Source organism: Bacillus sp. Pc3, assembly GCF_000815145.1.
In the GTDB taxonomy this organism is placed as follows: Bacteria; Bacillota; Bacilli; order Bacillales; family Bacillaceae; genus Bacillus; species Bacillus velezensis.
Map to the genome: position 1 here is coordinate 2,440,411 of NZ_CP010406.1, position 24,585 is coordinate 2,464,995.

The 24,585-nt window shown below is 46.8% G+C and carries 31 protein-coding genes; 29 read left to right on the forward strand and 2 right to left on the reverse strand.

The window, feature by feature from the left end; genetic code table 11:
* Position 1 precedes the first annotated feature (1 nt).
* Both prmC and SB24_RS11625 read left to right on the forward strand, forming a co-directional pair.
* A complete protein-coding gene (gene prmC / locus SB24_RS11620) occupies positions 2–862 on the forward strand; it encodes a peptide chain release factor N(5)-glutamine methyltransferase (RefSeq protein WP_015240760.1) in 861 nt (286 codons plus the stop codon).
* A gap of 70 nt (positions 863–932) precedes the next feature.
* Entirely contained in the window at positions 933–1,211 is a 279-nt protein-coding gene (locus SB24_RS11625) for a DUF5316 family protein (protein ID WP_020954349.1), read from the forward strand.
* On the opposite strand, the gene SB24_RS11630 is transcribed toward SB24_RS11625, so the two are convergent.
* Complete coding sequence (locus SB24_RS11630) at positions 1,198–1,572, reverse strand: UPF0715 family protein (protein ID WP_003151143.1); 375 nt, start codon at positions 1,570–1,572, stop codon at positions 1,198–1,200. The genes SB24_RS11625 and SB24_RS11630 overlap by 14 nt on opposite strands.
* Positions 1,573–1,732: 160 nt before the next feature.
* On the opposite strand from SB24_RS11630, the gene spoIIR reads away from it, so the two are divergent.
* The 18 genes from spoIIR to SB24_RS11720 all read left to right on the forward strand — a co-directional run bounded on the left by spoIIR (position 1,733) and on the right by SB24_RS11720 (position 15,911).
* Entirely contained in the window at positions 1,733–2,413 is a 681-nt protein-coding gene (gene spoIIR, locus SB24_RS11635; RefSeq protein WP_007407604.1) for a stage II sporulation protein R, read from the forward strand.
* 70 nt (positions 2,414–2,483) lie between these two features.
* Positions 2,484–2,927, forward strand: coding sequence for a GNAT family N-acetyltransferase (locus SB24_RS11640; protein WP_007614382.1), 444 nt, complete (start codon positions 2,484–2,486; stop codon positions 2,925–2,927).
* Positions 2,928–3,083: 156 nt separating this feature from the next.
* Positions 3,084–4,124, forward strand: a complete 1,041-nt coding sequence (locus SB24_RS11645) for an L-threonylcarbamoyladenylate synthase (RefSeq protein WP_039253503.1) — start codon at positions 3,084–3,086, stop codon at positions 4,122–4,124.
* A gap of 67 nt (positions 4,125–4,191) precedes the next feature.
* The gene (locus SB24_RS11650) at positions 4,192–4,749 is read left to right on the forward strand and encodes a manganese efflux pump MntP (protein WP_039253506.1); all 558 of its coding nucleotides are present in this window, start codon (positions 4,192–4,194) and stop codon (positions 4,747–4,749) included.
* 73 nt (positions 4,750–4,822) lie between these two features.
* Entirely contained in the window at positions 4,823–5,278 is a 456-nt protein-coding gene (locus SB24_RS11655) for a low molecular weight protein arginine phosphatase (protein WP_003151148.1), read from the forward strand.
* A gap of 133 nt (positions 5,279–5,411) precedes the next feature.
* Positions 5,412–5,861: a ribose 5-phosphate isomerase B gene (rpiB, locus tag SB24_RS11660; protein ID WP_003151149.1), complete on the forward strand. Its 450-nt coding sequence runs from the start codon at positions 5,412–5,414 to the stop codon at positions 5,859–5,861.
* A gap of 13 nt (positions 5,862–5,874) precedes the next feature.
* Positions 5,875–6,417, forward strand: a complete 543-nt coding sequence (locus SB24_RS11665) for a TIGR01440 family protein (RefSeq protein ID WP_007407598.1) — start codon at positions 5,875–5,877, stop codon at positions 6,415–6,417.
* A gap of 147 nt (positions 6,418–6,564) precedes the next feature.
* On the forward strand, positions 6,565–7,812 hold the full coding sequence (gene glyA, locus SB24_RS11670; RefSeq protein WP_007614376.1) for a serine hydroxymethyltransferase: 1,248 nt from the start codon (positions 6,565–6,567) through the stop codon (positions 7,810–7,812).
* 134 nt (positions 7,813–7,946) lie between these two features.
* On the forward strand, positions 7,947–8,576 hold the full coding sequence (gene upp, locus SB24_RS11675; protein ID WP_015418415.1) for a uracil phosphoribosyltransferase: 630 nt from the start codon (positions 7,947–7,949) through the stop codon (positions 8,574–8,576).
* Between the two features lie 421 nt (positions 8,577–8,997).
* Positions 8,998–9,381 carry an ATP synthase subunit I gene (gene atpI, locus SB24_RS11680; RefSeq protein ID WP_003151155.1) on the forward strand — a complete coding sequence of 128 codons (384 nt, stop codon included), beginning with the start codon at positions 8,998–9,000 and terminating at the stop codon, positions 9,379–9,381.
* 7 nt (positions 9,382–9,388) lie between these two features.
* The gene (gene atpB, locus SB24_RS11685) at positions 9,389–10,123 is read left to right on the forward strand and encodes a F0F1 ATP synthase subunit A (protein WP_014419099.1); all 735 of its coding nucleotides are present in this window, start codon (positions 9,389–9,391) and stop codon (positions 10,121–10,123) included.
* A 45-nt stretch (positions 10,124–10,168) separates the two neighbouring features.
* On the forward strand, positions 10,169–10,381 hold the full coding sequence (gene atpE, locus SB24_RS11690; RefSeq protein ID WP_003151167.1) for a F0F1 ATP synthase subunit C: 213 nt from the start codon (positions 10,169–10,171) through the stop codon (positions 10,379–10,381).
* 142 nt (positions 10,382–10,523) lie between these two features.
* Positions 10,524–11,036: a F0F1 ATP synthase subunit B gene (gene atpF / locus SB24_RS11695; RefSeq protein WP_003151168.1), complete on the forward strand. Its 513-nt coding sequence runs from the start codon at positions 10,524–10,526 to the stop codon at positions 11,034–11,036.
* Positions 11,033–11,578 carry a F0F1 ATP synthase subunit delta gene (locus SB24_RS11700; RefSeq protein ID WP_003151169.1) on the forward strand — a complete coding sequence of 182 codons (546 nt, stop codon included), beginning with the start codon at positions 11,033–11,035 and terminating at the stop codon, positions 11,576–11,578. The genes atpF and SB24_RS11700 overlap by 4 nt, the downstream gene beginning before the upstream one ends.
* Positions 11,579–11,594: 16 nt before the next feature.
* A complete protein-coding gene (atpA, locus tag SB24_RS11705) occupies positions 11,595–13,103 on the forward strand; it encodes a F0F1 ATP synthase subunit alpha (protein WP_003151170.1) in 1,509 nt (502 codons plus the stop codon).
* 75 nt (positions 13,104–13,178) lie between these two features.
* Positions 13,179–14,042: an ATP synthase F1 subunit gamma gene (gene atpG, locus SB24_RS11710; RefSeq protein ID WP_033574394.1), complete on the forward strand. Its 864-nt coding sequence runs from the start codon at positions 13,179–13,181 to the stop codon at positions 14,040–14,042.
* A 25-nt stretch (positions 14,043–14,067) separates the two neighbouring features.
* The gene (gene atpD, locus SB24_RS11715) at positions 14,068–15,489 is read left to right on the forward strand and encodes a F0F1 ATP synthase subunit beta (RefSeq protein WP_003151173.1); all 1,422 of its coding nucleotides are present in this window, start codon (positions 14,068–14,070) and stop codon (positions 15,487–15,489) included.
* A gap of 23 nt (positions 15,490–15,512) precedes the next feature.
* Positions 15,513–15,911, forward strand: a complete 399-nt coding sequence (locus SB24_RS11720) for a F0F1 ATP synthase subunit epsilon (protein ID WP_033574395.1) — start codon at positions 15,513–15,515, stop codon at positions 15,909–15,911.
* A 44-nt stretch (positions 15,912–15,955) separates the two neighbouring features.
* Here the strand turns inward: SB24_RS11720 and SB24_RS11725 are convergent, their stop codons facing one another.
* A complete protein-coding gene (locus SB24_RS11725) occupies positions 15,956–16,426 on the reverse strand; it encodes a hypothetical protein (protein WP_007407595.1) in 471 nt (156 codons plus the stop codon).
* Between the two features lie 172 nt (positions 16,427–16,598).
* On the opposite strand from SB24_RS11725, the gene SB24_RS11730 reads away from it, so the two are divergent.
* The 9 genes from SB24_RS11730 (at position 16,599) to moaA (ending at position 24,402) form a co-directional block, all read left to right on the forward strand.
* A complete protein-coding gene (locus SB24_RS11730; protein WP_007614366.1) occupies positions 16,599–16,829 on the forward strand; it encodes a DUF1146 family protein in 231 nt (76 codons plus the stop codon).
* Between the two features lie 141 nt (positions 16,830–16,970).
* On the forward strand, positions 16,971–17,711 hold the full coding sequence (locus tag SB24_RS11735) for a YwmB family TATA-box binding protein (RefSeq protein ID WP_007407593.1): 741 nt from the start codon (positions 16,971–16,973) through the stop codon (positions 17,709–17,711).
* 33 nt (positions 17,712–17,744) lie between these two features.
* Positions 17,745–19,055 (forward strand): UDP-N-acetylglucosamine 1-carboxyvinyltransferase, encoded by a 1,311-nt coding sequence (gene murA, locus SB24_RS11740; RefSeq protein ID WP_007407592.1) that lies wholly within the window; start codon positions 17,745–17,747, stop codon positions 19,053–19,055.
* 199 nt (positions 19,056–19,254) lie between these two features.
* Positions 19,255–20,286, forward strand: a complete 1,032-nt coding sequence (spoIID, locus tag SB24_RS11745; protein WP_012118658.1) for a stage II sporulation protein D — start codon at positions 19,255–19,257, stop codon at positions 20,284–20,286.
* Positions 20,287–20,550: 264 nt separating this feature from the next.
* Entirely contained in the window at positions 20,551–21,237 is a 687-nt protein-coding gene (locus SB24_RS11750; protein WP_015418411.1) for a VWA domain-containing protein, read from the forward strand.
* A 308-nt stretch (positions 21,238–21,545) separates the two neighbouring features.
* The gene (locus SB24_RS11755; protein WP_039253514.1) at positions 21,546–22,226 is read left to right on the forward strand and encodes a VWA domain-containing protein; all 681 of its coding nucleotides are present in this window, start codon (positions 21,546–21,548) and stop codon (positions 22,224–22,226) included.
* 85 nt (positions 22,227–22,311) lie between these two features.
* On the forward strand, positions 22,312–22,476 hold the full coding sequence (locus tag SB24_RS20235; RefSeq protein ID WP_007407587.1) for a hypothetical protein: 165 nt from the start codon (positions 22,312–22,314) through the stop codon (positions 22,474–22,476).
* 94 nt (positions 22,477–22,570) lie between these two features.
* Positions 22,571–23,359: a formate dehydrogenase accessory sulfurtransferase FdhD gene (gene fdhD, locus SB24_RS11760; protein WP_017418742.1), complete on the forward strand. Its 789-nt coding sequence runs from the start codon at positions 22,571–22,573 to the stop codon at positions 23,357–23,359.
* Positions 23,360–23,376: 17 nt separating this feature from the next.
* Positions 23,377–24,402, forward strand: coding sequence for a GTP 3',8-cyclase MoaA (gene moaA / locus SB24_RS11765; RefSeq protein WP_039253519.1), 1,026 nt, complete (start codon positions 23,377–23,379; stop codon positions 24,400–24,402).
* The last annotated feature ends 183 nt before the right edge of the window (positions 24,403–24,585 follow it).

Below are 24,585 nucleotides of genomic sequence, written 5' to 3' on the forward strand. Positions count from 1 at the left end.
GATGAAGACCGTTTTTGAAGCCCTAAGCTGGGCTTCTTCTTATTTAACCGAAGCGGGAAGAGAAAAAAACGCGGCCGAGCTGCTGCTGTTAAATGATACTGGAATGGATCGGAGCAAGCTTCTCGCAAGTCTGCAGGAGCCCGTCGGCGAGGACGAGCTTTATCGATTCAGGCGGCACGTGGAGATGCATAAAGAAGGTATTCCGATTCAATATATTATCGGGAAAGAACAGTTTTACGGCAGGGAATTTTTTGTGAATGACGATGTTCTCATTCCGCGTCCGGAAACGGAAGAAGTCGTCTTTCATCTGCTGGACAGACAGAAGCGGGCATTTTCCGAGGCAGAACGCCTGAACGTCATTGATATCGGTACGGGGAGCGGTGCCATTGCGGTGACGCTCGCCCTTGAATGCGGACATTTTTCAGTATCGGCTTCGGATATTTCAAAAGAAGCGCTGCAGGTGGCGGAAAGAAATGCGCAAAACCTCGGAGCGGACGTCTGTTTTTTGCAGGGAGATCTGTTAACTCCTTTTATTTCATCAGGGAAAAAAGCGGATATTATTGTTTCCAATCCGCCGTATATTTCTGAAGAAGAAATGGCCGATTTGTCGGATATCGTCCGTTTCCATGAGCCGCTTCATGCTCTTACGGACGGCGGTGACGGTTTGAAATTCTACAAGCGGTTTATGGAGGAGCTGCCTCTTGTCATGAAAGATAAAGCGCTTGTCGTCTTTGAAATCGGATATAATCAGGGGAAAGCCGTGAAAGACCTGTTCCGTCATTCCTTTCCGAATGCGGAAGTGGAAGTCGTACAGGACATCAACGGAAAAGACAGAACCGTATCCGCGGTCATCACATCATGAAAAAAGCCCGCCGGTGACGCACACGGCGGGCTTTTGTTACAATGGAAAGAAAATGAAAGGGGCATCCGCCTTGAAAAAAGCGTTCGCCTTCGGATGTATACTCGCCGCCGCAGCTTATGCGGCGGGGTTTGTTCTGCCGTTTGGCGTTGATATCATTTTCGGCGCCGTTACGGCTGTTCTTATCGTCACAGCGATCATCGTTTCAGGGCTGGCCGTAAGCGGAGCGGAGCAGCGGGCCAATTATCATTCTGAAACAGAAGAAGGACGGCACGCCCGTTTAAAGATGGCCGCCGTTTTCTTTTGCGCCGCTCTCCCTTCAGCCGGCTGTCTGCTGATTACGCTTCTGTAGCCGGATTTTGTCTTTGCAGCAATACGGAATCCCATACCCAATAGACGACGGCTGTTAAAACCGCAAAGATATAAAAGGCTGAATTAGAAAACAGAGATTGGCCTGACGGCTGCAAAAGACCGAAGATGATCCCGTTTGCAATGAATGACACCCCTAAATAATAAAGAAAATACAGCGGATGAAATCTCTTCGGCTTTTTATTCAGAAAGTATTGAAGCGGCAGCGCAAAAATCAAATAAGGAAACAGAAAATAAAACGCCATCGAAATGAAAGCCGCGATAATGAATTGATGAACATACAAAATAGAATAAATGACAGACATACATGCCGCCGACAGCAGCACGGTGTAATTATATTTCATCTGAAAACCTCCTATCAAAATAATATCGTACCATATTTTGAATCTGTCAATGCAGATTATCAGCTTGCTAGATTTTTTTCTTCCCGCCGGTTTAAACCTTTTTCGTCATGTCCATAATGGGACTAGATAAAAAAAGCACGGAGAGGAACGGTGGGGACCGATGAAACAGACAATGATGATCTGCATATATATTTTTCTTTTATTATCAGGAGCGCTTGCGGGTTTGACAAAAGAAGAAACGGCGCGGGCATCAGCCGATGAGCCCGTCGTCATACCGGATGAAGCGATCCGGCTCAGAATTTTGGCCAACAGTGATAACGATGAGGATCAAAAGCTCAAGCGCCAGATCAGAGATGCTGTAAACAAGCAAATCACGGACTGGGTGAAAGATATAACTTCCATTGAAGAAGCGCGGCGGCTCATTCGTTCGAAGCTTCCTGAAATTAAAGAAATCGCCAAACAGACGATGAAAGAAAAGGGTGCGCATCAATCCGTTTCAGTTCAATTCAATAAAATCTCGTTTCCGACAAAGCTCTACGGCAATATGGTCTATCCGGCCGGAAAATATGAAGCGATTTTAATTACACTCGGCAATGGCGAGGGCGCCAACTGGTGGTGCGTCTTGTTTCCGCCGCTGTGCTTCCTTGATTTCTCAAACGGCGAAGCGGTGAAAGATCAGGAAGACGGCGGACAGAAGCAGGAAGAAACGCAGAAACAGACTAAAAAAGTGCTGGATGACGTAAAAGCAAAGGCTGATAAAGCGAAGAAAGAAAATAAAGATGACGATGATACCGAAGTGAAGTTTTTCCTCGTCGATTGGATTTCAGATCTATTTTCCTGAAGCAAAAGGCATAAATCCGGATTCGATTCATAGATTGGAAGAAAGAGTTGATCGAAACGGAGGGAAATATATGTTTTATCAGCTGAGAGTGGCAAGAGATCAAGATACGGAGGCGCTGGAGGCCTTTTTGAAAAAGGCTGATACGGCACATGCGGAAATCGATCAGCAGATCAGCCGTTTTATCGTGCTGGAAGACAGTGAAAAAAAGATTGCCGCCTGTCTCGGGATCGAAAAATTCAGCGGCGGAAAAGGGCTTCTCCGTTCACTCGTCATGTCGGACAGGCTGAATCAAAGCCATATCGTTACACTGTTTCAAAGTATGGATGTGCTGTGCAAAAAACATGAGATTCAAGATGTCTACTTAGTCGCCAATCAGCCCTCATCTGCTGAGTTTCTGAATGTGATGGGATTTGAAGCGTGCGCCGATGCGCCTGATGAACTGTATACGTCCGAACATTTCCGCAACTCGTTATGCACAGAAGGTTCGTTTTTAATGGTGAAAACCTCTGCCTGATCTAACTTATACACAAGGTTATCCACTTATTAAAAAGTGTTGTCCACAGTTTGTGGATAACACTTGTTTTATTAAAGGACATCTTTTATACTTTCAAAAGGAATACACGAGAGAAAATAAAGTTTTATCGCTTTAAAATAAGGAGTTTGGTTATACATGAAAACAAGAAGATGGTTTGTGGATTGTTCCGCAGAATTATCCACAACCGATCCCCAGATTACACAAGCCGCGGAATTGCTCCGGCAGAATGAGGTTGTGGCTTTTCCGACAGAAACCGTTTACGGACTGGGCGCTAACGCTGAAAATACGGAAGCCGTAACGAAAATATATGAGGCGAAAGGAAGGCCGAGCGATAACCCGCTGATTGTGCATATATCCCATATCAGCCAGCTTGATCGTTTTATCAGCCATATTCCTGAGACGGCGAAAAAGCTGATGAAGCTATTCTGGCCGGGGGCGCTGACCCTTGTTCTGCCGTGTAAGCCCGGTGTGCTGTCACCCCGTGTCACCGCGGGACTTGAGACGGTAGCGGTCAGAATGCCTGATCATCCGGTAGCATTAGCCCTCATCAGCTCGGCCGGACTGCCGATCGCCGCGCCGAGCGCCAATTTATCAGGAAAACCGAGCCCGACGAAGGCCGAGCATGTAGCTCATGATTTAAACGGCCGCATTGCCGGTATTGTGGACGGCGGCGCGACGGGAATCGGAGTGGAATCAACCGTTCTGTCCTGTACGGGGAAACAGCCCGTGCTGCTTCGTCCGGGAGGCGTGACAAAAGAGCAGATTGAATCCGCCGCCGGTCCGGTTCTTGTGGATAAAGGGCTGACAGAAGAAGATGAGGTTCCTATTTCTCCCGGTATGAAATATACACATTACGCGCCTTCTGCGCCGATGGCTATTGCCGACGGCGGCGCCCGGAGAATTCAAGAACTGGCAGACGCATATAAAAGCCGGGGAAAACGAATCGGCATTTTGACAACAGAAGAGAACGCCGATAGTTACCAGGCTGATTATATCAAGGTCTGCGGCAGACGCGCCGACCTTGAAACAGTGGCGTCCGCCTTATACGATGCGCTCCGCAGCTTTGATGAAGCGGAAGTGGATATGATTATTTCTGAGTCCTTTCCGGATACCGGAGTGGGGCTCGCCGTTATGAACAGGCTGATGAAAGCCGCAGGCGGCACCGTTATCCATTAACTTGTTCTACCCCTTATCGGACATGCATAAGCTAAACAAGCGGGCACGTCCAAGGGGGTTTTTATTCATGTCGAATCTATTCATCGGGGAACTTGTCTCCTTAAGCATCATGGCATTTGCTTTGGGGACGGATGCCTTTTCCGTCGGGCTCGGAATGGGAATGATTCAGCTGAAGAAAAAACAGATTTTTCATATAGGGGTTGTCATCGGGCTGTTTCATGTCATGATGCCGCTGGCGGGAATGGCGGCCGGGCATCTGCTGTCCGGTTTTCTGGGGATGCTCGCCGTTTACATCGGCGGATCTCTTCTTTTCATTTTAGGGGTGCAGATGATGATCGCCGCGTTTAAACAATCGGACGGGCCGCTCATATCTCCGGCAGGCTCGGGACTGTTGCTGTTTGCGGTCGGTGTCAGTCTGGACAGCTTTTCTGTCGGGCTCAGTCTCGGGATGAACGGCTCCAATCCGTTTCTGGCCGTTACGCTGTTCGGGGTCTTCAGCACCGTTTTAACATGGGCGGGCCTTTTGGCGGGAAGAAAGGTGCAGTCGTGGCTCGGCTCCTACAGCGAAGCGCTTGGCGGAGCCATTTTGATCGGATTCGGGCTGAAACTGCTTTTACCGATATAAGATACGTAAAAAAAGAAACGAAGATGCCGTTTCTTTTTTCTTCATTTATAATAGGCAGTAAGAGGTGACGGACATGAAAATAATCTTTGTTTGTACAGGCAATACGTGCCGCAGTCCCATGGCTGAGGCTCTTTTTAAATCCATAGCAGAAACGAAAGGGCTGGATGTCAGCGTAAGCTCGGCCGGCGTATTCGCGTCTCCGCACGGAAAAGCGTCGGCTCATGCCGTAGAAGCGCTGTTTGAAAAACGGATCGCCCTCAATCACAGTTCATCTCCCTTATCGGAAGAACATATCGAGACGGCCGATCTGGTGCTGGCGATGACCGAACAGCATAAACAGCTGATTGAAGGCCGATATCAAAACAGTCAGGGCAAAGTCTTTACCATTAAAGAATACGTAACGGGGGAAAACGGCGATATCTCTGACCCGTTCGGCGGTCCGCTTGATGTTTATAAACAGACGCGGGACGAACTGGAGGAGCTGCTGACTCTTTTGGCTGATCAATTGCTTGACGGGAAAAGCAAGTAATCTGTCAGAAAATCTGCAAACAGGTCATTTGCAAAACGAATGTGAAAGAGTAGAATGAAATCAACGGATTTCGTAATAAAAAGGACAAGCACACTGGGCTGTCTTCGCCCAGCCACACCTAGGAGGTAAATGAATGAAAGTAGCTATTGCGTCAGATCACGGCGGCGTCCATATCCGCGAAGAAATAAAAAGTCTTTTGGATGAATTGCAGATTGAATACATTGATATGGGCTGTGAATGCGGCGCCGGCTCTGTCGATTATTCAGACTACGCTTTTCCGGTAGCGGAAAAAGTGGTGAACGGCGAAGCTGACAGGGGAATTTTAATTTGCGGCACAGGCATCGGCATGAGCATCTCCGCAAATAAGGTAAAGGGCATACGCTGTGCGCTTGCCCATGACACCTTCAGCGCAAAAGCGACGCGTGAACACAATGACACGAATGTTCTTGCGATGGGCGAACGCGTCATCGGCCCGGGGCTGGCGCGCGAAATCGCAAAAGTCTGGCTGACGACTGAATTTACGGGCGGCCGCCACGAACGGCGGATCGGCAAAATCGCAGATTACGAAGAAAAAAATCTGTAAGAGGTGCTGGACAATGGAAGAGATGAAGCAAAAATGGACGGACATGCTGACTGAGTTTCAAGAGCAGGCAGGACTGACGGACGGCAGTCTGCTGGTGATCGGGTGCAGTACAAGTGAAGCCGCCGGAAGCCGGATCGGCACCGCCGGAAGCGGGGATTGGGCTGAATTGATATACGGCGGACTTAACCGGTTTAAGGAAAAAACGGGTGTGCATCTTGCTTTTCAATGCTGCGAGCATTTAAACAGGGCGCTTGTCATTGAAGCGGAAACGGCCGAGCGATTCAGGCTCCCCATTGTTTCAGCCGTCCCCGTCCCGAAAGCGGGCGGAGCGATGGCCTCTTATGCATACCGGCAGATGCGTTCTCCAGTGCTCGCTGAATCGATTCAGGCTGACGCTGGGATTGACATCGGTGATACGTTCATCGGCATGCATCTGAAACCCGTTGCCGTCCCTGTCCGGATATCGAGCCGTGAGCTTGGAGAAGCACATGTGACGATGGCCCGGACAAGACCGAAGCTGATAGGCGGAATTCGCGCCGTTTATGAATGCGAATGATGAAAATGCTTTTCCTGTATAATGTTCGTGTTTTCTAATTAAATTTTGTGATTTTTTTAAATAAGCTGTTACATTCACCTGAAAAACCATGTACAATAAGGGTGGTAAAAATAAAGAACAGGAAACGGATAGGAGAGGATCTCGCTGATGAAACATTTACCTGTACAAGATAAACAAGTGTTTAACGCCATCAAAGATGAGCGTAAGCGTCAACAGACTAAGATCGAATTAATTGCTTCTGAAAACTTCGTGACGGAAGCGGTAATGGAAGCACAAGGCTCTGTTTTAACAAACAAATATGCTGAAGGCTACCCCGGCAAACGCTACTACGGCGGCTGTGAGCATGTTGATGTCGTTGAGGACATCGCCCGCGACCGCGCGAAAGAGATTTTCGGAGCTGAGCATGTAAACGTTCAGCCGCACTCAGGCGCTCAGGCGAACATGGCTGTTTACTTCACGATTTTAGAGCACGGCGACACGGTGCTCGGGATGAACCTCTCCCACGGCGGCCACTTAACACACGGAAGCCCGGTTAATTTCAGCGGCGTTCAATACAACTTTGTAGAATACGGTGTCGATAAAGACACGCAATATATAGATTATGAAGATGTGCGTGAAAAAGCGCTGGCGCATAAGCCGAAACTCATCGTTGCCGGAGCGAGCGCATACCCCCGCACGATCGACTTTAAAAAATTCCGTGAAATCGCTGATGAAGTCGGCGCTTACTTCATGGTAGACATGGCGCATATCGCGGGTCTTGTCGCAGCCGGTCTTCATCCGAATCCGGTTCCTTACGCTGACTTTGTAACGACAACGACTCACAAAACACTTCGCGGACCCCGCGGAGGAATGATCCTTTGCCGTGAAGAGTTCGGCAAGAAGATTGATAAATCCATTTTCCCGGGAATCCAAGGCGGACCGCTTATGCATGTCATCGCGGCAAAAGCCGTTTCTTTCGGAGAAGTGCTTGAAGATGATTTCAAAACATATGCGCAAAACGTCATCTCGAACGCGAAGCGCCTGGCTGAGTCTCTGAACAAAGAGGGCATTCAGCTCGTATCAGGCGGAACGGATAACCATCTTGTGCTTGTCGACCTCCGTTCTCTCGGACTGACCGGAAAAGTCGCTGAACACGTTCTTGATGAAATCGGCATTACATCTAATAAAAACGCGATCCCTTACGATCCGGAAAAACCGTTCGTCACAAGCGGAATCCGTCTCGGTACGGCAGCTGTGACAAGCCGCGGCTTTGACGGTGACGCGCTTGAAGAAGTCGGCGCCATCATCGGCCTCGCGCTGAAAAATCATGAAGACGAAGCAAAACTTGAAGAAGCGAGACAGCGCGTATCTGCCTTGACTGAAAAGTTCCCTTTATATAAAGAACTGGACTATTAATAAGGAAGAAACCCGCCGGAACCTTAATCCGGCGGGTTTTTTTATGATTTTCTTGAAACTGTTTGTCTTTTTCTGTAGAATCAATAGAAGTGTGAAAAAGTCACTCGGACAACAAAAAAGGAGCTGAACACAGTATGGGAAAGGTTTACGTATTTGATCATCCTTTAATCCAGCATAAGCTGACATATATTCGGAATGAAAATACAGGCACAAAGGATTTCAGAGACCTTGTGGACGAAGTCGCATCACTGATGGCGTTTGAAATTACACGTGATCTTCCTCTTAAAGAAGTGGAAGTGAAAACACCTGTTCAAACAGCGACATCCAAAGTGATTTCAGGGAAGAAACTCGGTATCGTGCCGATCCTGAGAGCGGGTCTCGGAATGGTTGACGGCATGCTGAAATTAATCCCGGCCGCTAAAGTGGGACATGTCGGATTATACCGTGATCCGGAAACCTTAAAACCGGTGGAATACTATGTCAAGCTTCCTTCTGATGTAGAAGAACGCGAATTTATTGTCGTGGATCCGATGCTTGCTACGGGAGGCTCTGCGGTGGAAGCGATAAACAGCCTGAAAAAGCGCGGCGCGAGAAACATTCGTTTTATGTGTCTTGTAGCGGCTCCAGAAGGCGTGGAAGAGCTGCTGAAACATCATTCTGACGTTGATATTTATATCGCCGCCCTTGATGAAAAACTGAATGAAAAAGGCTATATCGTTCCGGGCCTCGGTGACGCGGGTGACAGACTGTACGGAACCAAATAAATCGGAAAACCTCATTCAGGGGGTTTTCTTTTTTTATCCAGATATTTGCTGAATGGGCAGAGTTCATACATTTATAGGTGAATTTGTGAACATTCTGTGTATGCTTTCGGTATAAAAAGTTTTTTAACTTTAAACAGATTGACACATGTTAGGGGCTATTGTATGCTAAACGAGGGTATTATGAGAAGGTTTTCATTCCTTTCATTTCTAGTATCCATCCTCAATTTAAATCCTCCAAAAAACCCGTTATATGAGGATTTATCTAAGCGAATGAAACAGCATCCCGTGGCATCAGGAGGATGAGTGGTTTTTTCGAACAGGCCGTTTTGCGGGACAAAAAAAGGCCTTCTGCAAAGGGTTAACCGCATGTTTTGCCGTATCCAGGAATTATATTACATTTTCATCAGGAGACAGATAGTTGATGGACGATCCCAATCTTACATTCAGCAGACAACGGAGATATGTATTTGTAATCTTAGCAATCTATTTGCTGGGATATGGTCTTACGGCGTATAAAACTGTTTTTTTAGGCCTCTTTTTGGGAACTGTTTTCAGTTTGTTTAATTTGTGGCTCTTGACCAGAAGAATGAATGCTTTTGACAAGGCCGTGGCGAAAGGAAAGTCCATACGATCACTCGGGAGCGCAGCGCGTTGGTGCAATGCGATACTTGCGATGGCTGTCGCCTTTAAATATCCCGATAAAGTCAGTGTGGCAAGTGTGATTATTGGATTAATGACAATTTATCCCGTCATTATGATAGATTCCATTATTCAGCTCAAACGTTCATCAATGGAAGAGAGGTGAAAACCCATTGAATCACGATTACAGAACTATTGATTTGTTTGGTCTTACTTTTAATCTGACAAACATTCTGATGATTACTGTGGCAAGTGTGATTGTGCTGCTGATTGCGATTCTCACCACGAGAACGCTGTCCATCCGTCCGGGAAAAGCCCAGAACTTCATGGAATGGATTGTTGATTTTGTCCGCAATATTATAGGCAGTACAATGGATTTAAAAACAGGGGCTAACTTCTTGGCGCTTGGTGTAACCTTGCTGATGTACATATTTGTATCAAATATGCTGGGGCTGCCGTTTTCTGTAACGGTCGGACACGAGCTTTGGTGGAAATCACCGACGGCCGATCCGGCTATTACTCTGACTCTAGCCGTTATGGTTGTGTCGTTAACGCACTATTACGGCGTGAAGATGAAAGGTTTGAAGGAATACTCTAAGGATTACCTCAGACCGGTTCCGCTTATGTTCCCGATGAAGATCATTGAGGAGTTTGCGAATACGCTGACACTCGGACTTCGTCTTTACGGTAACATTTTCGCCGGGGAAATTCTTCTTGGCCTGCTTGCGAATCTGGCGACGAATTTCTACTCAAACAGCTTCTTTCTCGGTTTGGTCGGCACAGTCGGAGCCATTCTTCCGATGCTTGCATGGCAGGCGTTCAGCTTGTTCATCGGTACCATCCAGGCATTTATCTTTACGATGCTGACGATGGTGTACATGTCACACAAAATCAGTCATGATCATTAAAATCATATATCCATTCGGATAACATTTTAAAGGAGGAACTTTTTCATGAATTTAATAGCAGCTGCAATTGCAATCGGTTTAGGTGCACTTGGTGCAGGTATTGGTAACGGTCTGATCGTTTCACGTACGGTAGAGGGAATCGCCCGTCAGCCGGAAGCAGGAAAAGAACTTAGAACTCTTATGTTCATGGGTATCGCATTGGTTGAGGCCCTTCCGATTATCGCTGTCGTTATCGCGTTCTTAGCGTTCTTTGGCTAAGCAAAAAAGCCTTATATGAACTAAAAATGGCGAAGATCACTCTAAGAGAACCTTCGCCATTGCTTTATGTCTGATAAGCACGCCGTCCCAAAACGGCTTTTTATCAGCAGAGAAAACCTGCAGAAGGGAGTTGCCGTAGTAGATGTCTCAATTACCTCTTGAATTAGGACTGTCGTTTAACGGCGGAGATATCCTATTCCAATTGTTAGCTATGCTAGTTTTATTAGCGCTTCTCAAGAAATTCGCTCTTGGACCGCTATTAAATATAATGAAACAGCGTGAAGATCATATCGCCGGCGAAATTACGTCCGCTGAAGAAAGAAATAAAGAAGCGCAGAAGCTGATTGAAGAGCAGCGCGTTCTTTTAAAAGAAGCGAAACAGGAATCACAATCACTCATTGAAAATGCGAAAAAACTGGGTGAAAAGCAGAAGGAAGACATTATCCAGGCTGCACGCGCCGAGTCTGAAAGATTGAAAGAAGCGGCGAGAACCGAAATTGTCAAAGAAAAAGAACAAGCGGTTTCCGCACTTCGCGAGCAAGTCGCATCACTATCTGTCTTAATCGCATCGAAAGTGATTGAAAAAGAGCTTGATGAACAAGCCCAGGAACAACTGATTCAGGACTATCTTAAAGAGGTAGGAGAAAGCCGATGAGTGGATCTGCTGTCTCTAAACGATACGCGTCAGCGCTTTTCGACATTGCCGTTGAGACTTCTCAAATCAATGAAATCGAAGAAGAGCTTACCGTACTAAAAGAAGTGTTCCGGAACGAAGCCGGATTACAGGAAGTGTTAAGCCATCCGAAGGTATCGGCCGCTAAGAAAAAAGAGCTGATTCAGCAATCGTTCGGCGCACTGTCTGAGTCTGTGCTGCATACGATTTTTCTTCTGATTGACCGCCGCCGGTCTTCGATTGTGCCTGATCTCACAGACGAGTTTATCAAACTTGCCAATCAGGCTCGTCAGACAGAGGACGCGGTTGTTTATTCAGTAAAACCGCTGTCAGAAGCGGAAATGTTATCATTGTCTCAAGTGTTTGCAAAAAAAGCCGGAATCGCTTCGCTCAGAATCAGAAATGAAGTGCAGACGGATTTAATAGGCGGCATTAAAGTCCGCATTGGAAACCGGATTTATGACGGAAGCGTAAGCGGAAAGCTTGAGCGCATGGAACGTCAACTTGCCGGAGGAAATCGATAGAAGGGGTGAAACCTAAGTGAGCATCAAAGCTGAAGAGATTAGCACGCTGATAAAGCAGCAAATTCAAAATTACCAATCTGAAATTGAAGTTCATGACGTAGGTACAGTCATCCAAGTCGGAGACGGTATTGCGCGTGTGCACGGCCTTGACAATTGTATGGCCGGTGAACTTGTTGAGTTTTCAAACGGCGTTTTGGGTATGGCTCAAAACCTTGAAGAATCCAACGTAGGTATCGTTATCTTAGGACCTTACAGAGATATCCGTGAAGGTGATGAGGTCAAAAGAACGGGCCGCATCATGGAAGTTCCTGTAGGTGAAGAATTAATCGGACGTATCGTCAATCCGCTCGGACAGCCGGTAGACGGACTGGGTCCGATTCTGACAAGCAAAACACGTCCGATCGAAAGCCAGGCTCCAGGCGTAATGGACCGTAAATCGGTACATGAGCCGCTGCAAACGGGTATCAAAGCGATCGACGCGTTAATTCCGATCGGCCGCGGACAGCGTGAGCTGATTATCGGTGACCGTCAGACAGGTAAAACATCTGTTGCGATTGATACAATCTTAAACCAAAAAGATCAAGATATGATCTGTGTGTACGTAGCGATCGGCCAGAAAGAATCTACAGTGCGCGGCGTAGTGGAAACACTTCGTAAGCATGGCGCGCTTGATTACACGATTGTCGTGACGGCGTCCGCTTCACAGCCGGCTCCGCTTCTGTACCTTGCACCGTATGCAGGGGTGACAATGGGTGAAGAATTCATGTACAACGGCAAGCACGTTCTCGTCGTATATGATGATTTATCCAAACAAGCGGCCGCTTACCGTGAGCTGTCATTGCTTCTTCGCCGTCCGCCGGGCCGTGAAGCATTCCCTGGGGATGTATTCTATCTTCACTCCCGTCTGCTTGAGCGCGCAGCCAAGCTGAGTGACGCAAAAGGTGCAGGATCAATTACGGCGCTGCCGTTCGTCGAAACACAAGCAGGAGATATCTCCGCTTATATCCCGACAAACGTCATTTCCATTACTGACGGACAGATTTTCCTTCAATCCGACCTATTCTTCTCAGGCGTGCGTCCTGCGATCAATGCCGGATTATCCGTATCCCGTGTCGGCGGATCAGCCCAAATCAAAGCGATGAAAAAGGTAGCGGGAACATTGCGTCTTGACCTGGCTTCATACCGTGAACTTGAAGCGTTCGCCCAATTCGGATCTGATCTTGATCAGGCGACTCAGGCGAAACTGAACCGCGGTGCGCGTACAGTTGAAGTGCTGAAACAAGACTTGAATAAACCGCTTCCGGTTGAAAAACAGGTAGCCATTCTTTATGCGCTGACAAAAGGATATCTTGATGATATTCCGGTTGCGGATATCAGACGTTTTGAAGAAGAGTACTACATGTACCTTGATCAAAACCATAAAGATCTGCTTGACGGCATTGCGAAAACAGGAAACCTTCCTGCTGATGAAGACTTCAAAGCTGCAATCGAAGGCTTCAAACGCACATTTGCACCAAGCAACTAACCCTTAGAAGATGAGAGAAAAAGGTTCTCTTTTTCTCTCTTTTTACGCAAATGAAGAATAAAGGTGGTGAAATCTTTGGCCTCATTACGCGATATTAAGTCAAGGATCACGTCAACGAAAAAAACAAGCCAGATTACAAAAGCCATGCAGATGGTATCCGCTGCGAAGCTGAACCGTGCGGAAACCAACGCGAAGTCATTTGCTCCGTATATGGATAAGATCCAGGAGGTTGTGTTTAACGTCGGAAAAGGCGCGAAAAACGCGAAACACCCGATGCTTGTCTCAAGAGAAGTGAAAAAGACGGCGTATCTCGTCATTACGTCTGACCGTGGGCTTGCGGGTGCGTTTAACAGTTCGGTTTTGCGAAACGCTTACCGCACCATTCAAGAACGCCATCAGTCTAAAGATGAATACACGGTGATTGCAATCGGCAGAGTCGGCCGCGATTTCTTCAAAAAACGGGAAATGCCGATTATGTCTGAGTTAGTGGGGCTTGGCGACGAGGTCACTTTTGCTCAGATTAAAGATTTGACCCGTCAGACGGTTCAAATGTTTATCGACGGCGCTTTTGATGAACTGCATTTGGTGTATAACCATTTCGTCAGTGCGATTTCACAGGAAGTGACGGAGAAAAAAGTGCTGCCTTTAACGGATTTCGGAACGAGCGGCGGGAAGCGCACGCCTTCTTACGAGTTCGAACCGGATGAAGAAGAGGTGCTCGAAGTGCTGCTTCCTCAATATGCGGAAAGCTTAATTTACGGCGCGCTTCTTGACAGTAAAGCAAGTGAACACGCTGCGAGAATGACAGCAATGAAAAATGCGACTGATAATGCGAAAGAACTCATTGATTCACTTTCGCTTTCATATAACCGCGCGCGTCAAGCGGCGATTACACAAGAAATTACCGAAATTGTCGGCGGTGCAGCCGCTTTAGAATAGAAAGATTTTGTCAGGAGGGATAGCGATGAAGAAAGGACGCGTAAGTCAGGTGCTTGGACCGGTTGTCGACGTACGTTTCGAGGACGGCCACTTGCCTGCGATTTATAATGCGATTAAAGTTTCACAGCCAGCTACAGGCGAAAATGAAGTAGGCATCGACCTAACGCTAGAGGTTGCTCTTCATTTAGGCGATGATACAGTCCGTACAATTGCCATGGCATCTACGGACGGAATTCAGCGCGGAATGGAAGCTGTTGATACAGGTGCGCCGATTTCCGTTCCTGTCGGTGATGTGACTCTCGGACGCGTATTTAACGTACTGGGAGATAAAATTGATTTAAATGAACCGCTGCCTGCGGATGCTCAAAAGGACCCGATCCACAGATCAGCTCCTTCATTCGATGAGCTTTCAACTGAGGTTGAAATTCTTGAAACGGGAATTAAGGTTGTTGACCTGCTCGCTCCTTACATCAAGGGCGGTAAAATCGGATTGTTCGGCGGCGCCGGCGTAGGTAAAACCGTATTAATCCAGGAATTAATCAACAACATCGCGCAAGAGCACGGCGGTATTTCCGTATTCGCCGGTGTAGGAGAGCGTACTCGTGAGGGGAACGACCTTTTCTACGAAATGAGCGATTCAGGCGTTATCAAGAAAACAGCCATGGTCTTCGGACAAATGAACGAGCCGCCGGGCGCACGTATGCGTGTAGCACTGACGGGTCTAACAATGGCTGAGCATTTCCGTGATAAACAAGGACAGGACGTACTGTTCTTTATCGATAACATTTTCCGTTTCACACAAGCGGGTTCAGAGGTTTCCGCGCTTCTCGGCCGTATGCCTTCTGCGGTTGGTTATCAGCCGACGCTTGCGACAGAAATGGGTCAGCTTCAAGAGCGTATTACGTCTACAAACGTTGGTTCAGTTACATCTATCCAGGCGATCTACGTGCCTGCCGATGACTATACTGACCCGGCTCCGGCGACAACGTTCGCTCACTTGGATGCGACGACTAACCTTGAGCGTAAATTAACTGAAATGGGTATCTACCCTGCGGTTGATCCGCTGGCTTCCACTTCCCGCGCGCTTGCTCCGGAAATTGTCGGAGAAGAGCATTATGCGGTGGCGCGTGAAGTCCAGTCAACGCTTCAGCGTTACAAAGAACTTCAGGATATTATCGCGATTCTCGGTATGGACGAATTAGGTGAAGAAGACAAGCTTGTCGTTCACCGCGCACGCCGTATCCAGTTCTTCCTTTCTCAAAACTTCCACGTAGCTGAGCAGTTTACGGGACAAAAGGGTTCTTACGTGCCTGTTAAAGAAACGGTACGAGGCTTTAAAGAAATCCTTTCCGGTAAATATGACCATCTTCCGGAAGATGCATTCCGTCTTGTGGGACGCATTGAAGAAGTCATTGAGAATGCAAAAGAGATGGGTGTAGAAGTTTAATCTGGTCCTAGGAGGGTAAAAGCATGAAGACCGTTAAAGTCAATATCGTTACTCCCGACGGCCCAGTATATGATGCTGATATTGAAATGGTAAGTGTAAGAGCCGAGAGCGGTGATCTCGGTATCTTGCCTGGCCATATTCCGACCGTGGCTCCGCTTAAAATCGGCGCTGTCCGTCTTAAAAAAGAAGGGCAGACCGAATTGGCGGCTGTCAGCGGCGGATTTTTAGAAGTCCGTCCTGATCAGGTCACTATCCTTGCACAAGCCGCTGAAACAGCGGAAAGCATTGATAAAGAGCGCGCCCTTGCTGCGAAAAAGCGGGCGGAAGACCGTTTGAACAAACGATCAGATGATACTGACATTCGTCGGGCTGAGCTTGCGCTACAGCGGGCTGTAAACAGATTGGATGTTGCAGGAAACTAAAAAAGAATCCTTCTCGGCTGTCTGAGAAGGATTCTTTTTCTATATTAACGCATAAGAGATTCATAGACGCCGATAAGCGGATGATCCTCTTCTTTTTGCAGATATAAATGTTCGCAGCAGTTGTCGGTGTGCCACGTTTTGTTTCCTCTCCGCACACCCGTCGTATAGGCGCCGTCCGTATACGGATAAGGTTTGACGACCCATTCGGCATCGTCATGGTGTCTGATGGCGCAATCGATGACATACACACTGAGCATTTTCTCAAATTCGTCAATCGGCAGGTTCCAATCCGCCAAAAGCAGCTCTTGTATGCTGCGGAAGTAAAGAGCTTCCACTTCCAGCAGGCTGCCGCGTGAATAATCAAGAGAAATGTTGAAAAACTGACATAATTCTTTCAGTTCCTCTGTTTGAGACTGTCTATAATCATAGTAGAATGCTATCGCTTCCCACTCGTGGTCAAATACGGGAAGAGTTTCTCCATACTGCTTTTCCGGATGAAAAAAGGAATGATTCATATTCCCATCTCCTTTCCAAAAAAGTATACCATGCCGGAGAACGGACATTTAAGCGGGGATTGCCCCTAATTTTGGATAAAAATTCTGATGTAAAAATGATCATCTTTCTCTCTTCTTCTTATATAATAAGAGAGGATATGAGGGGCGGAAAAAATGAAAGGAGATGGGATTTGTGAATGTATTGGGGCAGCAGGCCGCAATCAGCATCCTGGTTCACCTGGTATGCATTGCGGTGACATGGTGGGCGCTTCAGGCCGTCAACTTTGATCCGCTGATCCGAAAAGGAAAAATAGTGCAGGCGAGGCTGCTGATCATTCTTCTTACCATTGCGATCGGTACGGCAGTCGCTGACTTCTTTTTAGATTATCTTACCTATTCGAAACAGCTTCCATACTTATTTTAAGATGTTTCGTCTGTTGAAATGAAGGGAATCGCTGGGTGAGAAACCAATTTTTCTTCACCCGCTTGGCGAGTTTTGACGAAGTTTTCCATGTATTGCTTTCCCCGGCTCCGGCAAAAATGGGAGTAAGGGGGAGAGATCGATATGAAGAAAAAAAGAGCAGGCCGCATCATCTTATTTTTTGTTTTTTTAAGCGCCTTAATAGCGGTATTTCATTCCATTCATGCAAGTGAGCTGTCTCCGCTTGCCCAGATTGCCGAAGGAATGGAGCGGCAGCAGGTCACTGTAGATGAATGGACGCTTCATGCGAAAGAAAATCTGAACCTGTCACTGAGTGAATTTGATGACAAGGTAAAAGAACTGAAGACGCAGTATCCGCAATATCATTGGGAATCCGCGCGGGAAGATAAAATCGTAAAGACCGTCGGCACGTATTCTGACAAAAAAAATCACACAACTTTTAAACTGCAGCTCGTCACTACCCTCAAAAACCAGAACCCAACTTCGTATTTATTATATGAGCAAATGAGCCCGGAGCAACCGGAAAACTGGAATGATACATATGAACAGTTTGAACGGCAGGCACATGACATATTTCAAAATAAAGTATTTATTTTTACTTGTCTAAAGGGTCATTTAAATGATAATATGAGTATTGTTTTGCAAAAAAAAGCAGAACAGCTCATGAAAGAATTTGAAGCAAGTCCAGTTGAACATGTAGTTGAGCCTCATTTCGTTTCTGTTTCTGCATTTACATATAAGTGGACAGATTACATCATGACATCGAAACATAAGATGAATGTGCAAGTTGCGCTTAGAAGTGCGGGAATGGGCGAAAAACATACCGTTACGGTTGGCACACCAATCGTGACGACTGAATATTAATATAGAGAATATAGGGACGCGGAGGGGAATACCTTGGAAAAAATCATCGTCCGCGGCGGTCAGAAGTTAAACGGCACAGTGAAAGTTGAAGGAGCAAAAAATGCCGTTTTACCAGTTATCGCTGCATCTTTATTAGCAAGTGAAGAAAAAAGCGTAATATGTGATGTACCTACGCTCTCCGATGTATATACAATTAATGAAGTGTTGCGTCATTTAGGAGCAGATGTGCATTTTGAGAATAATGAAGTTACCGTAAACGCTTCTTACGCTTTAGAAACAGAAGCACCTTTTGAATATGTGCGCAAAATGCGTGCGTCAGTGCTTGTTATGGGCCCTCTGTTAGCCCGTACGGGTCATTCAAGAGTAGCGCTTCCGGGCGGCTGCGCAATCGGCTCAAGACCGATTGATCAGCATTTAAAAGGCTTTGAAGCAATGGGTGCAAAAATCAAAGTAGGCAACGGCTTTATTGAAGCAGAAGTAGAAGGCCGTCTGCAGGGCGCAAAAATCTATTTAGATTTCCCAAGTGTGGGTGCGACAGAAAACTTGATTATGGCAGCTGCTTTAGCTGAAGGAACAACAACGCTTGAAAACGTGGCAAAAGAGCCTGAAATCGTTGACTTAGCGAACTATATCAATGCGATGGGCGGAAAAATCCGCGGAGCCGGCACAGGCACCATTAAAATTGAAGGTGTCGAGAAGCTTCACGGCGTAAGACACAACATCATTCCTGACCGTATTGAGGCGGGTACTTTCATGGTGGCTGCGGCTATCACGGAAGGAAATGTATTAGTGAAAGGTGCGGTTCCTGAGCATCTTACGTCTTTAATTGCGAAGATGGAAGAAATGGGAGTCAAAATTACGGATGAAGGAGAAGGCCTTCGTGTCATCGGTCCTGCCCAGCTGAAGCCGATCGACATTAAAACGATGCCTCACCCAGGATTCCCGACTGATATGCAGTCGCAAATGATGGCGCTGCTTCTCCGTGCGAGCGGAACAAGCATGATTACTGAAACTGTGTTTGAAAACCGTTTTATGCATGCTGAAGAATTCCGCCGGATGAATGGCGACATTAAAATTGAAGGACGTTCTGTGATCATTAACGGTCCTGTACAGCTGCAAGGCGCAGAAGTTGCCGCTACGGACCTGCGTGCGGGCGCGGCGCTGATTCTTGCGGGATTAGTGGCTGAAGGTCATACACGCGTCACGGAACTGAAGCACTTGGATCGCGGTTATGTGAATTTCCATAAAAAACTTGCGGCTCTCGGCGCTGACATCGAGCGTGTCGTTGATGAAACGGCCGCTGAACAAGAAAGCAAAGAAGTCGTAACTGACCTAAACGCATAATGGCTGTAAAAACAGTATGTCAATCTGGCATACTGTTTTTTTATGGTTTATCATCATTATTATGCTCTGATTTCCAAAAAAGAATACGTTTTTCGCTTGAAAAATGGAATAAAGATTCTGTCCAAAAGGAAGTCATATTAGCTTGTCCCTGCCCATAAGATGAAGTAGAGTCGAATCCCAAGCAGGAGGCAGCTGATATATGAAACCGATTGTATTTCTACTATCCGGGCTGTGTATACTTATTCTTCTAGTCCCCACCATTCTCGTCCTTCCGTTTCAGGCAGAAAAAGGAGCAGCCGTAAACAGAGAGCCCGGACACAAAACAGCACACACCACACGAGAAACAAAAGGAGCAGAAACATTGAAAGAATCACCTGTATCCATTCCGGTTTATCGGACATCCAATCATTCTGTAGAGAACATTCCGCTTGAAGAGTACGTGATCGGTGTCGTGGCTTCCGAAATGCCCGCAAACTTTAAACCGGAAGCCTTAAAAGCCCAGGCGCTCGCCGCCCGGACTTTCATCGTCAGACTGATGGTCGCTGACTCAGCCGTTCAGGCGCCGAAAGGATCACTGGTGGATGATACGCAAATGTTCCAAGTCTATCAAAGCAAAAGCCAGCTGAAAAAAGAATGGGGTTCTAAGTACGCACACAACCTCAAGAAAATCACAAACGCGGTCGCCGGCACGCAAGGAAAGATTTTAACGTACGACAACAAGCCGATTGAGGCATCTTTCTTCTCTACGAGCAACGGGTATACGGAAAATGCGGAAGCCTATTGGACAAGCGCCATTCCTTATTTAAAAAGCGTGAAAAGTCCGTGGGATAAGCAATCGCCGAAATATCTTGCCACCCAGACCTTCAGTGTGCCGGAGTTTCAGCAAAAGCTCGGCGTACAGCTCTCAGGACAAAACACGGTGGGACAGATTACAGCCAGAACGCCGGGCCATCAAGTGGCAACGGCCGTCATCAACGGCAAAAAGCTGAAGGGAAGAGACATCCGGGAAAAACTCGGACTCCGTTCTGCCGACTTTGAATGGAAACGAAACGGCGGCAGCATCACCATTACGACAAAAGGATTCGGCCACGGCGTCGGCATGAGCCAGTACGGGGCCAATTACATGGCGGAGCAGGGAAAATCAGTGGCGGACATCGTCAAGCATTATTATCAGGGAGTGGACATTTCCGAAGCAGATTCATTTTTAAACAAATATATGGCGAAAAAATAGACGCTTTCATGAGCGTCTGTTTTTTTGAAAACTATTCCATAAACGGTAAAGCAACCAACAGACTCATATAACGAAAGCCTAAAGGCTGACAAATGTCGATTGAAGGCTGAGCGCCGGGTGTAAATCACTGATAAAAATGCCGCTTCTATGTGAATATACGCAAAAATAATGAGGAACGCCGTCCTATTTATTTCCCTTTTCATCTCATTTACGATAAATATTGTTCGGCGTTGAACGTAAATCTATTGAAAAGGGGAAAAAGCAATGAAAAAAACATTTTCACTCATACTCATGCTCGGATTGATGCTGACTGCTGCATCTCCTGCTTTTGCTGCCGAGAATGCAAACGAGAAGACATTTTTATTTAAAAACAATATCGCTATTTTGCTTGATGCGAGCGGCAGTATGGCGAAACGGATTGACGGCGTTTCTAAATACAATATGGCAAAAGATGAAATTGTCCGTTTTGCGGATCGAATTAAGTCTACATCACAGGTCAGAATGACGGTTTTCGGTTCGGAAGGCAATAATAAAAACTCCGGAAAAGTTCAATCTTGCGAATCCATTCGCGGTGTATACGGATTCCAAAGGTTTGACAGACAGAGCTTCCTCAACTCTCTGAACGGAATCGGGCCTACGGGGTGGACACCGATTGCAAAAGCATTAGAGGATGCGAAAGCTTCTTTTAACGGCGTTCATAAATTCGGCTTTAAATCCGTTTACCTGTTGACAGACGGTGAGGAGACATGCGGAGGAGATCCTATTAAGACAGCGAAAGAACTTCGCAAACATCATATTAAAGTCAACGTGATCGGCTTTGACTTTAAAGAAGGCTTCAACGGACAGCTTCACGCAATTGCCGGTGCGGGCGGAGGAAAATATTACGAAGCTCACAGCCAAAAGGATATGAACCGCATCTTTACCCTGGAAGCGAGTTCATTAGCGGAATAAGAAAGGTGCCGTTTAGCGGCCCTTTTTTTTATTTTTATTTAACAAAAATTTCAAGAAAAGATGAAGAGAAAACTGTAAAAAGAATCAGATTCCGGACTTATATTACAAAAAGGGCGAAAAAGGCATTAAATCTGTCATCATTTATCCAATCTTTTTAGGATGATGCGCATAATTCTGTTCATTTTTAACGGTGTACAGCCGCTTATACAAAAGGAATCCCGCCCTATATCTTTTTGCATACTCCTCATCTAGCATAGAGAAGAGCCGGGGGCCCATCGGCCAAAAACAAACGGAGAGGAATGAAGGAAATGAAAAAAATGTTCACTGCGGGGATTGTCGGACTTTTGACGCTTTCACTCGGATCACCTGTTTTTGCAGCTGAGAAAAAGCACGAAGAAACAAACGTTGCCGTGCTGTTTGATGCAAGCGGAAGCATGATACAAAAAACAGGGGGAGAGCGTAAAATAGATGTCGCGAAAGAGTCTGTCACTTCTTTTGCGGAAGTTCTTCCTGAAGACACGAATCTGATGCTTCGGGTATTCGGGCATAAGGGCAATAATAAAAACTCAGGCAAAGCCGTATCATGTAATGCGACAGAAACGTTATACGGCCTTCAGCCGTACGCCGTGACTCCATTTGAGCAATCACTCAGCAAGATTAAACCGACCGGCTGGACACCGATTGCGAAAGCGCTCTCTGATACGCGTGAAGAATTTGAGCGGGCCGGCGCCACAGGGAAAAACGTCGTATATCTGATCACAGACGGTGAAGAAACATGCGGCGGTAATCCTCAGGCCGAAATTCAAAAGCTCCGTAAAGCGAACGTCAACACGATCGTCAATATCATCGGCTTCAACTTCGGCATGAAAGGAAGCGAAAGCCTTGAAAAAGCGGCGGAAGCGGGAGGCGGCACATATGTCTCAGCTGACACCGCGGACGAGTTCAAACAGGCTTGGGAAGACGCTGCAAAGGATTTAGCAAAAGAATAGGTTAAAAAAGGACGCCCGCGCGGCGTCTTTTTTGTTTAGAAAACGGAACCGCGGGAATGATACGGATAAAAGGAGATGAACGCTGTTGTTAAAAGGAGCAGGCATTATATTAGTGCTGGCGGCAGTCGTTTTTGTTCTGATGGGAATTTTTCTGAAGCTTGCCGCCTTCATATTCGTCAGTATATTGGCCATTATCGCCGCAGTTATTTTATTCACCATTCTGAGCAGACATCATCGCAATGAAACATAGAGTCCTAAGGGGGCTCTTTTTTTAAACCGCAAATTCGACAAAATACAGGGATTGTGGAAGAATAAAAGAGAAGGATACTGCGGAGGGGAAAACAGTGGATGAAAAAACAACAGCGGTAAGAGACATATACCGCTATGAAAAAGGGGTATTAACAAAGACGGCAGATCGGATGGTTTCAGAGTATCCGCTGACCGTCATGGTGAACGGACAGGAATTTGTTACGCTCGTCTGCACGCCTGACCATTTAGAGGAACTCGTCATCGGATTTCTCGCATCAGAAGGCGTCATTCGTTTTGAAAAAGAAATCAAAAGCTTTACTATAGATGAAAGTCTCGGGTTTGCATATGTTGAACTGACGAATCCCGGAGTGCTTGAGCAAAAAGACTATACGAAGAGGGTCATCGGTTCATGCTGCGGGAAAGGCCGCCATTTTTACTTTCAGCAGGATGTGAAAACGGCCAAAACCGCCGTCAGCCGTATCACCATAACTCCTGAGACGTGCCTTCGCCTGATGAAGGAGATGCAAAGCGGGAGCGGCACCTTCCGGGAAACGGGCGGCGTCCATAATGCGGCGCTGTGCGATACGGAAAAGCTGCTCTTCATGAGGACGGACATCGGGCGCCACAACGCGCTGGATAAGCTGTACGGCTGCTGTTTGAAAAACGGAATGCCCGTCCGTGACAAGCTGATCGTCTTCAGCGGCCGGATTTCCTCAGAGGTTTTATTAAAAGCCGCAAAAATCGGCGTGTCGATTGTCATTTCAAAATCGGCGCCGACGGAGCTCGCGCTGCAAATGGCGGAAGAGCTGAACATAACCGCGATAGGTTTTGTCAGAAACGGATCATTTAACGTATATACACATCCTGAACGGGTTGAACAATAGAAAGGGGTCTTGGGCTTATGAATACAGAAACGCGCCGGGTGACAGACAAAAGGGAAAGGCCGCTCAGGGATCTTCGTATCTCTGTAACCGACCGCTGCAACTTCAGATGCACGTACTGTATGCCAGCCGAATTATTCGGACCGGATTATCCATTTTTACAAAAGACGGAATTGCTCTCCTTCGAGGAGCTTGAGCGGCTAGCGAAGCTGTTTGTCGGCCGCTTCGGCGTTGAAAAAATCAGGCTGACGGGCGGAGAGCCGCTCATGAGAAAAGATATGCCTGAATTGATCAAAAAACTTGCGCGCATCCCCGGACTTAAAGATATCGCGATGACGACAAACGGCTCTCTTCTTCCCGTGTATGCGGAAAAACTGAAGCAGGCGGGGCTGCATCGCGTGACAGTCAGCCTCGATTCTTTAGAGGATGAGCGGTTTAAGGCCATTAACGGCCGCGGGGTTTCGGTGAACAAGGTGCTTGAGGGCATTGAGGCGGCAAAAGCGGCCGGACTCGGTGTGAAAATCAATATGGTTGTTCAAAAGGGCGTCAATGAAAAAGATATCCTGCCGATGGCCCGCTATTTTAAAGAAAAGGGTCATATTCTCCGGTTTATTGAATTTATGGATGTAGGCAATACGAATCAATGGAATAAAAAAGACGTGATCACGAAGGCAGAGATTATTGATCTGATCAACCAGCACATGCCAACGGAGCCGATAGAAGCGAATTATAAAGGAGAGGTCGCTTCCAGGTTTCGCTATCTTGACGGTTCCGGCGAAATCGGCGTGATTTCCTCCGTCTCGGATGCATTTTGCGCCTCCTGCAACAGAGCGCGCCTGTCGGCGAGAGGCGAGCTGTTTACGTGCCTGTTTGCGTCAAGCGGCTATGATGTTCGGAAACTCGTGCGCGGCGGTCTGACCGATGATGAATTGACGGAATCCATCGCTTCTGTCTGGAGAAATCGCGCGGATCAGTATTCAATTGACCGCGCGCTTTCTAAAACGGATGGGAAAAAGAAAGTGGAAATGTCTTATATAGGCGGATGAAGAAAAGCTTGCCCGGACAAGGGCAGGCTTTTTTATTCACAATATGAGAGCGGTCTGTTCAAAAAATACCGGTGACAGCCGAAATATATGATAGGAATTTTGATGCAGGACAATCAAGTTATGCAATTCCAAAGCCATACAATATGTTAAAATATAACCAATAGAAATTAGAAAAGGTTGTGA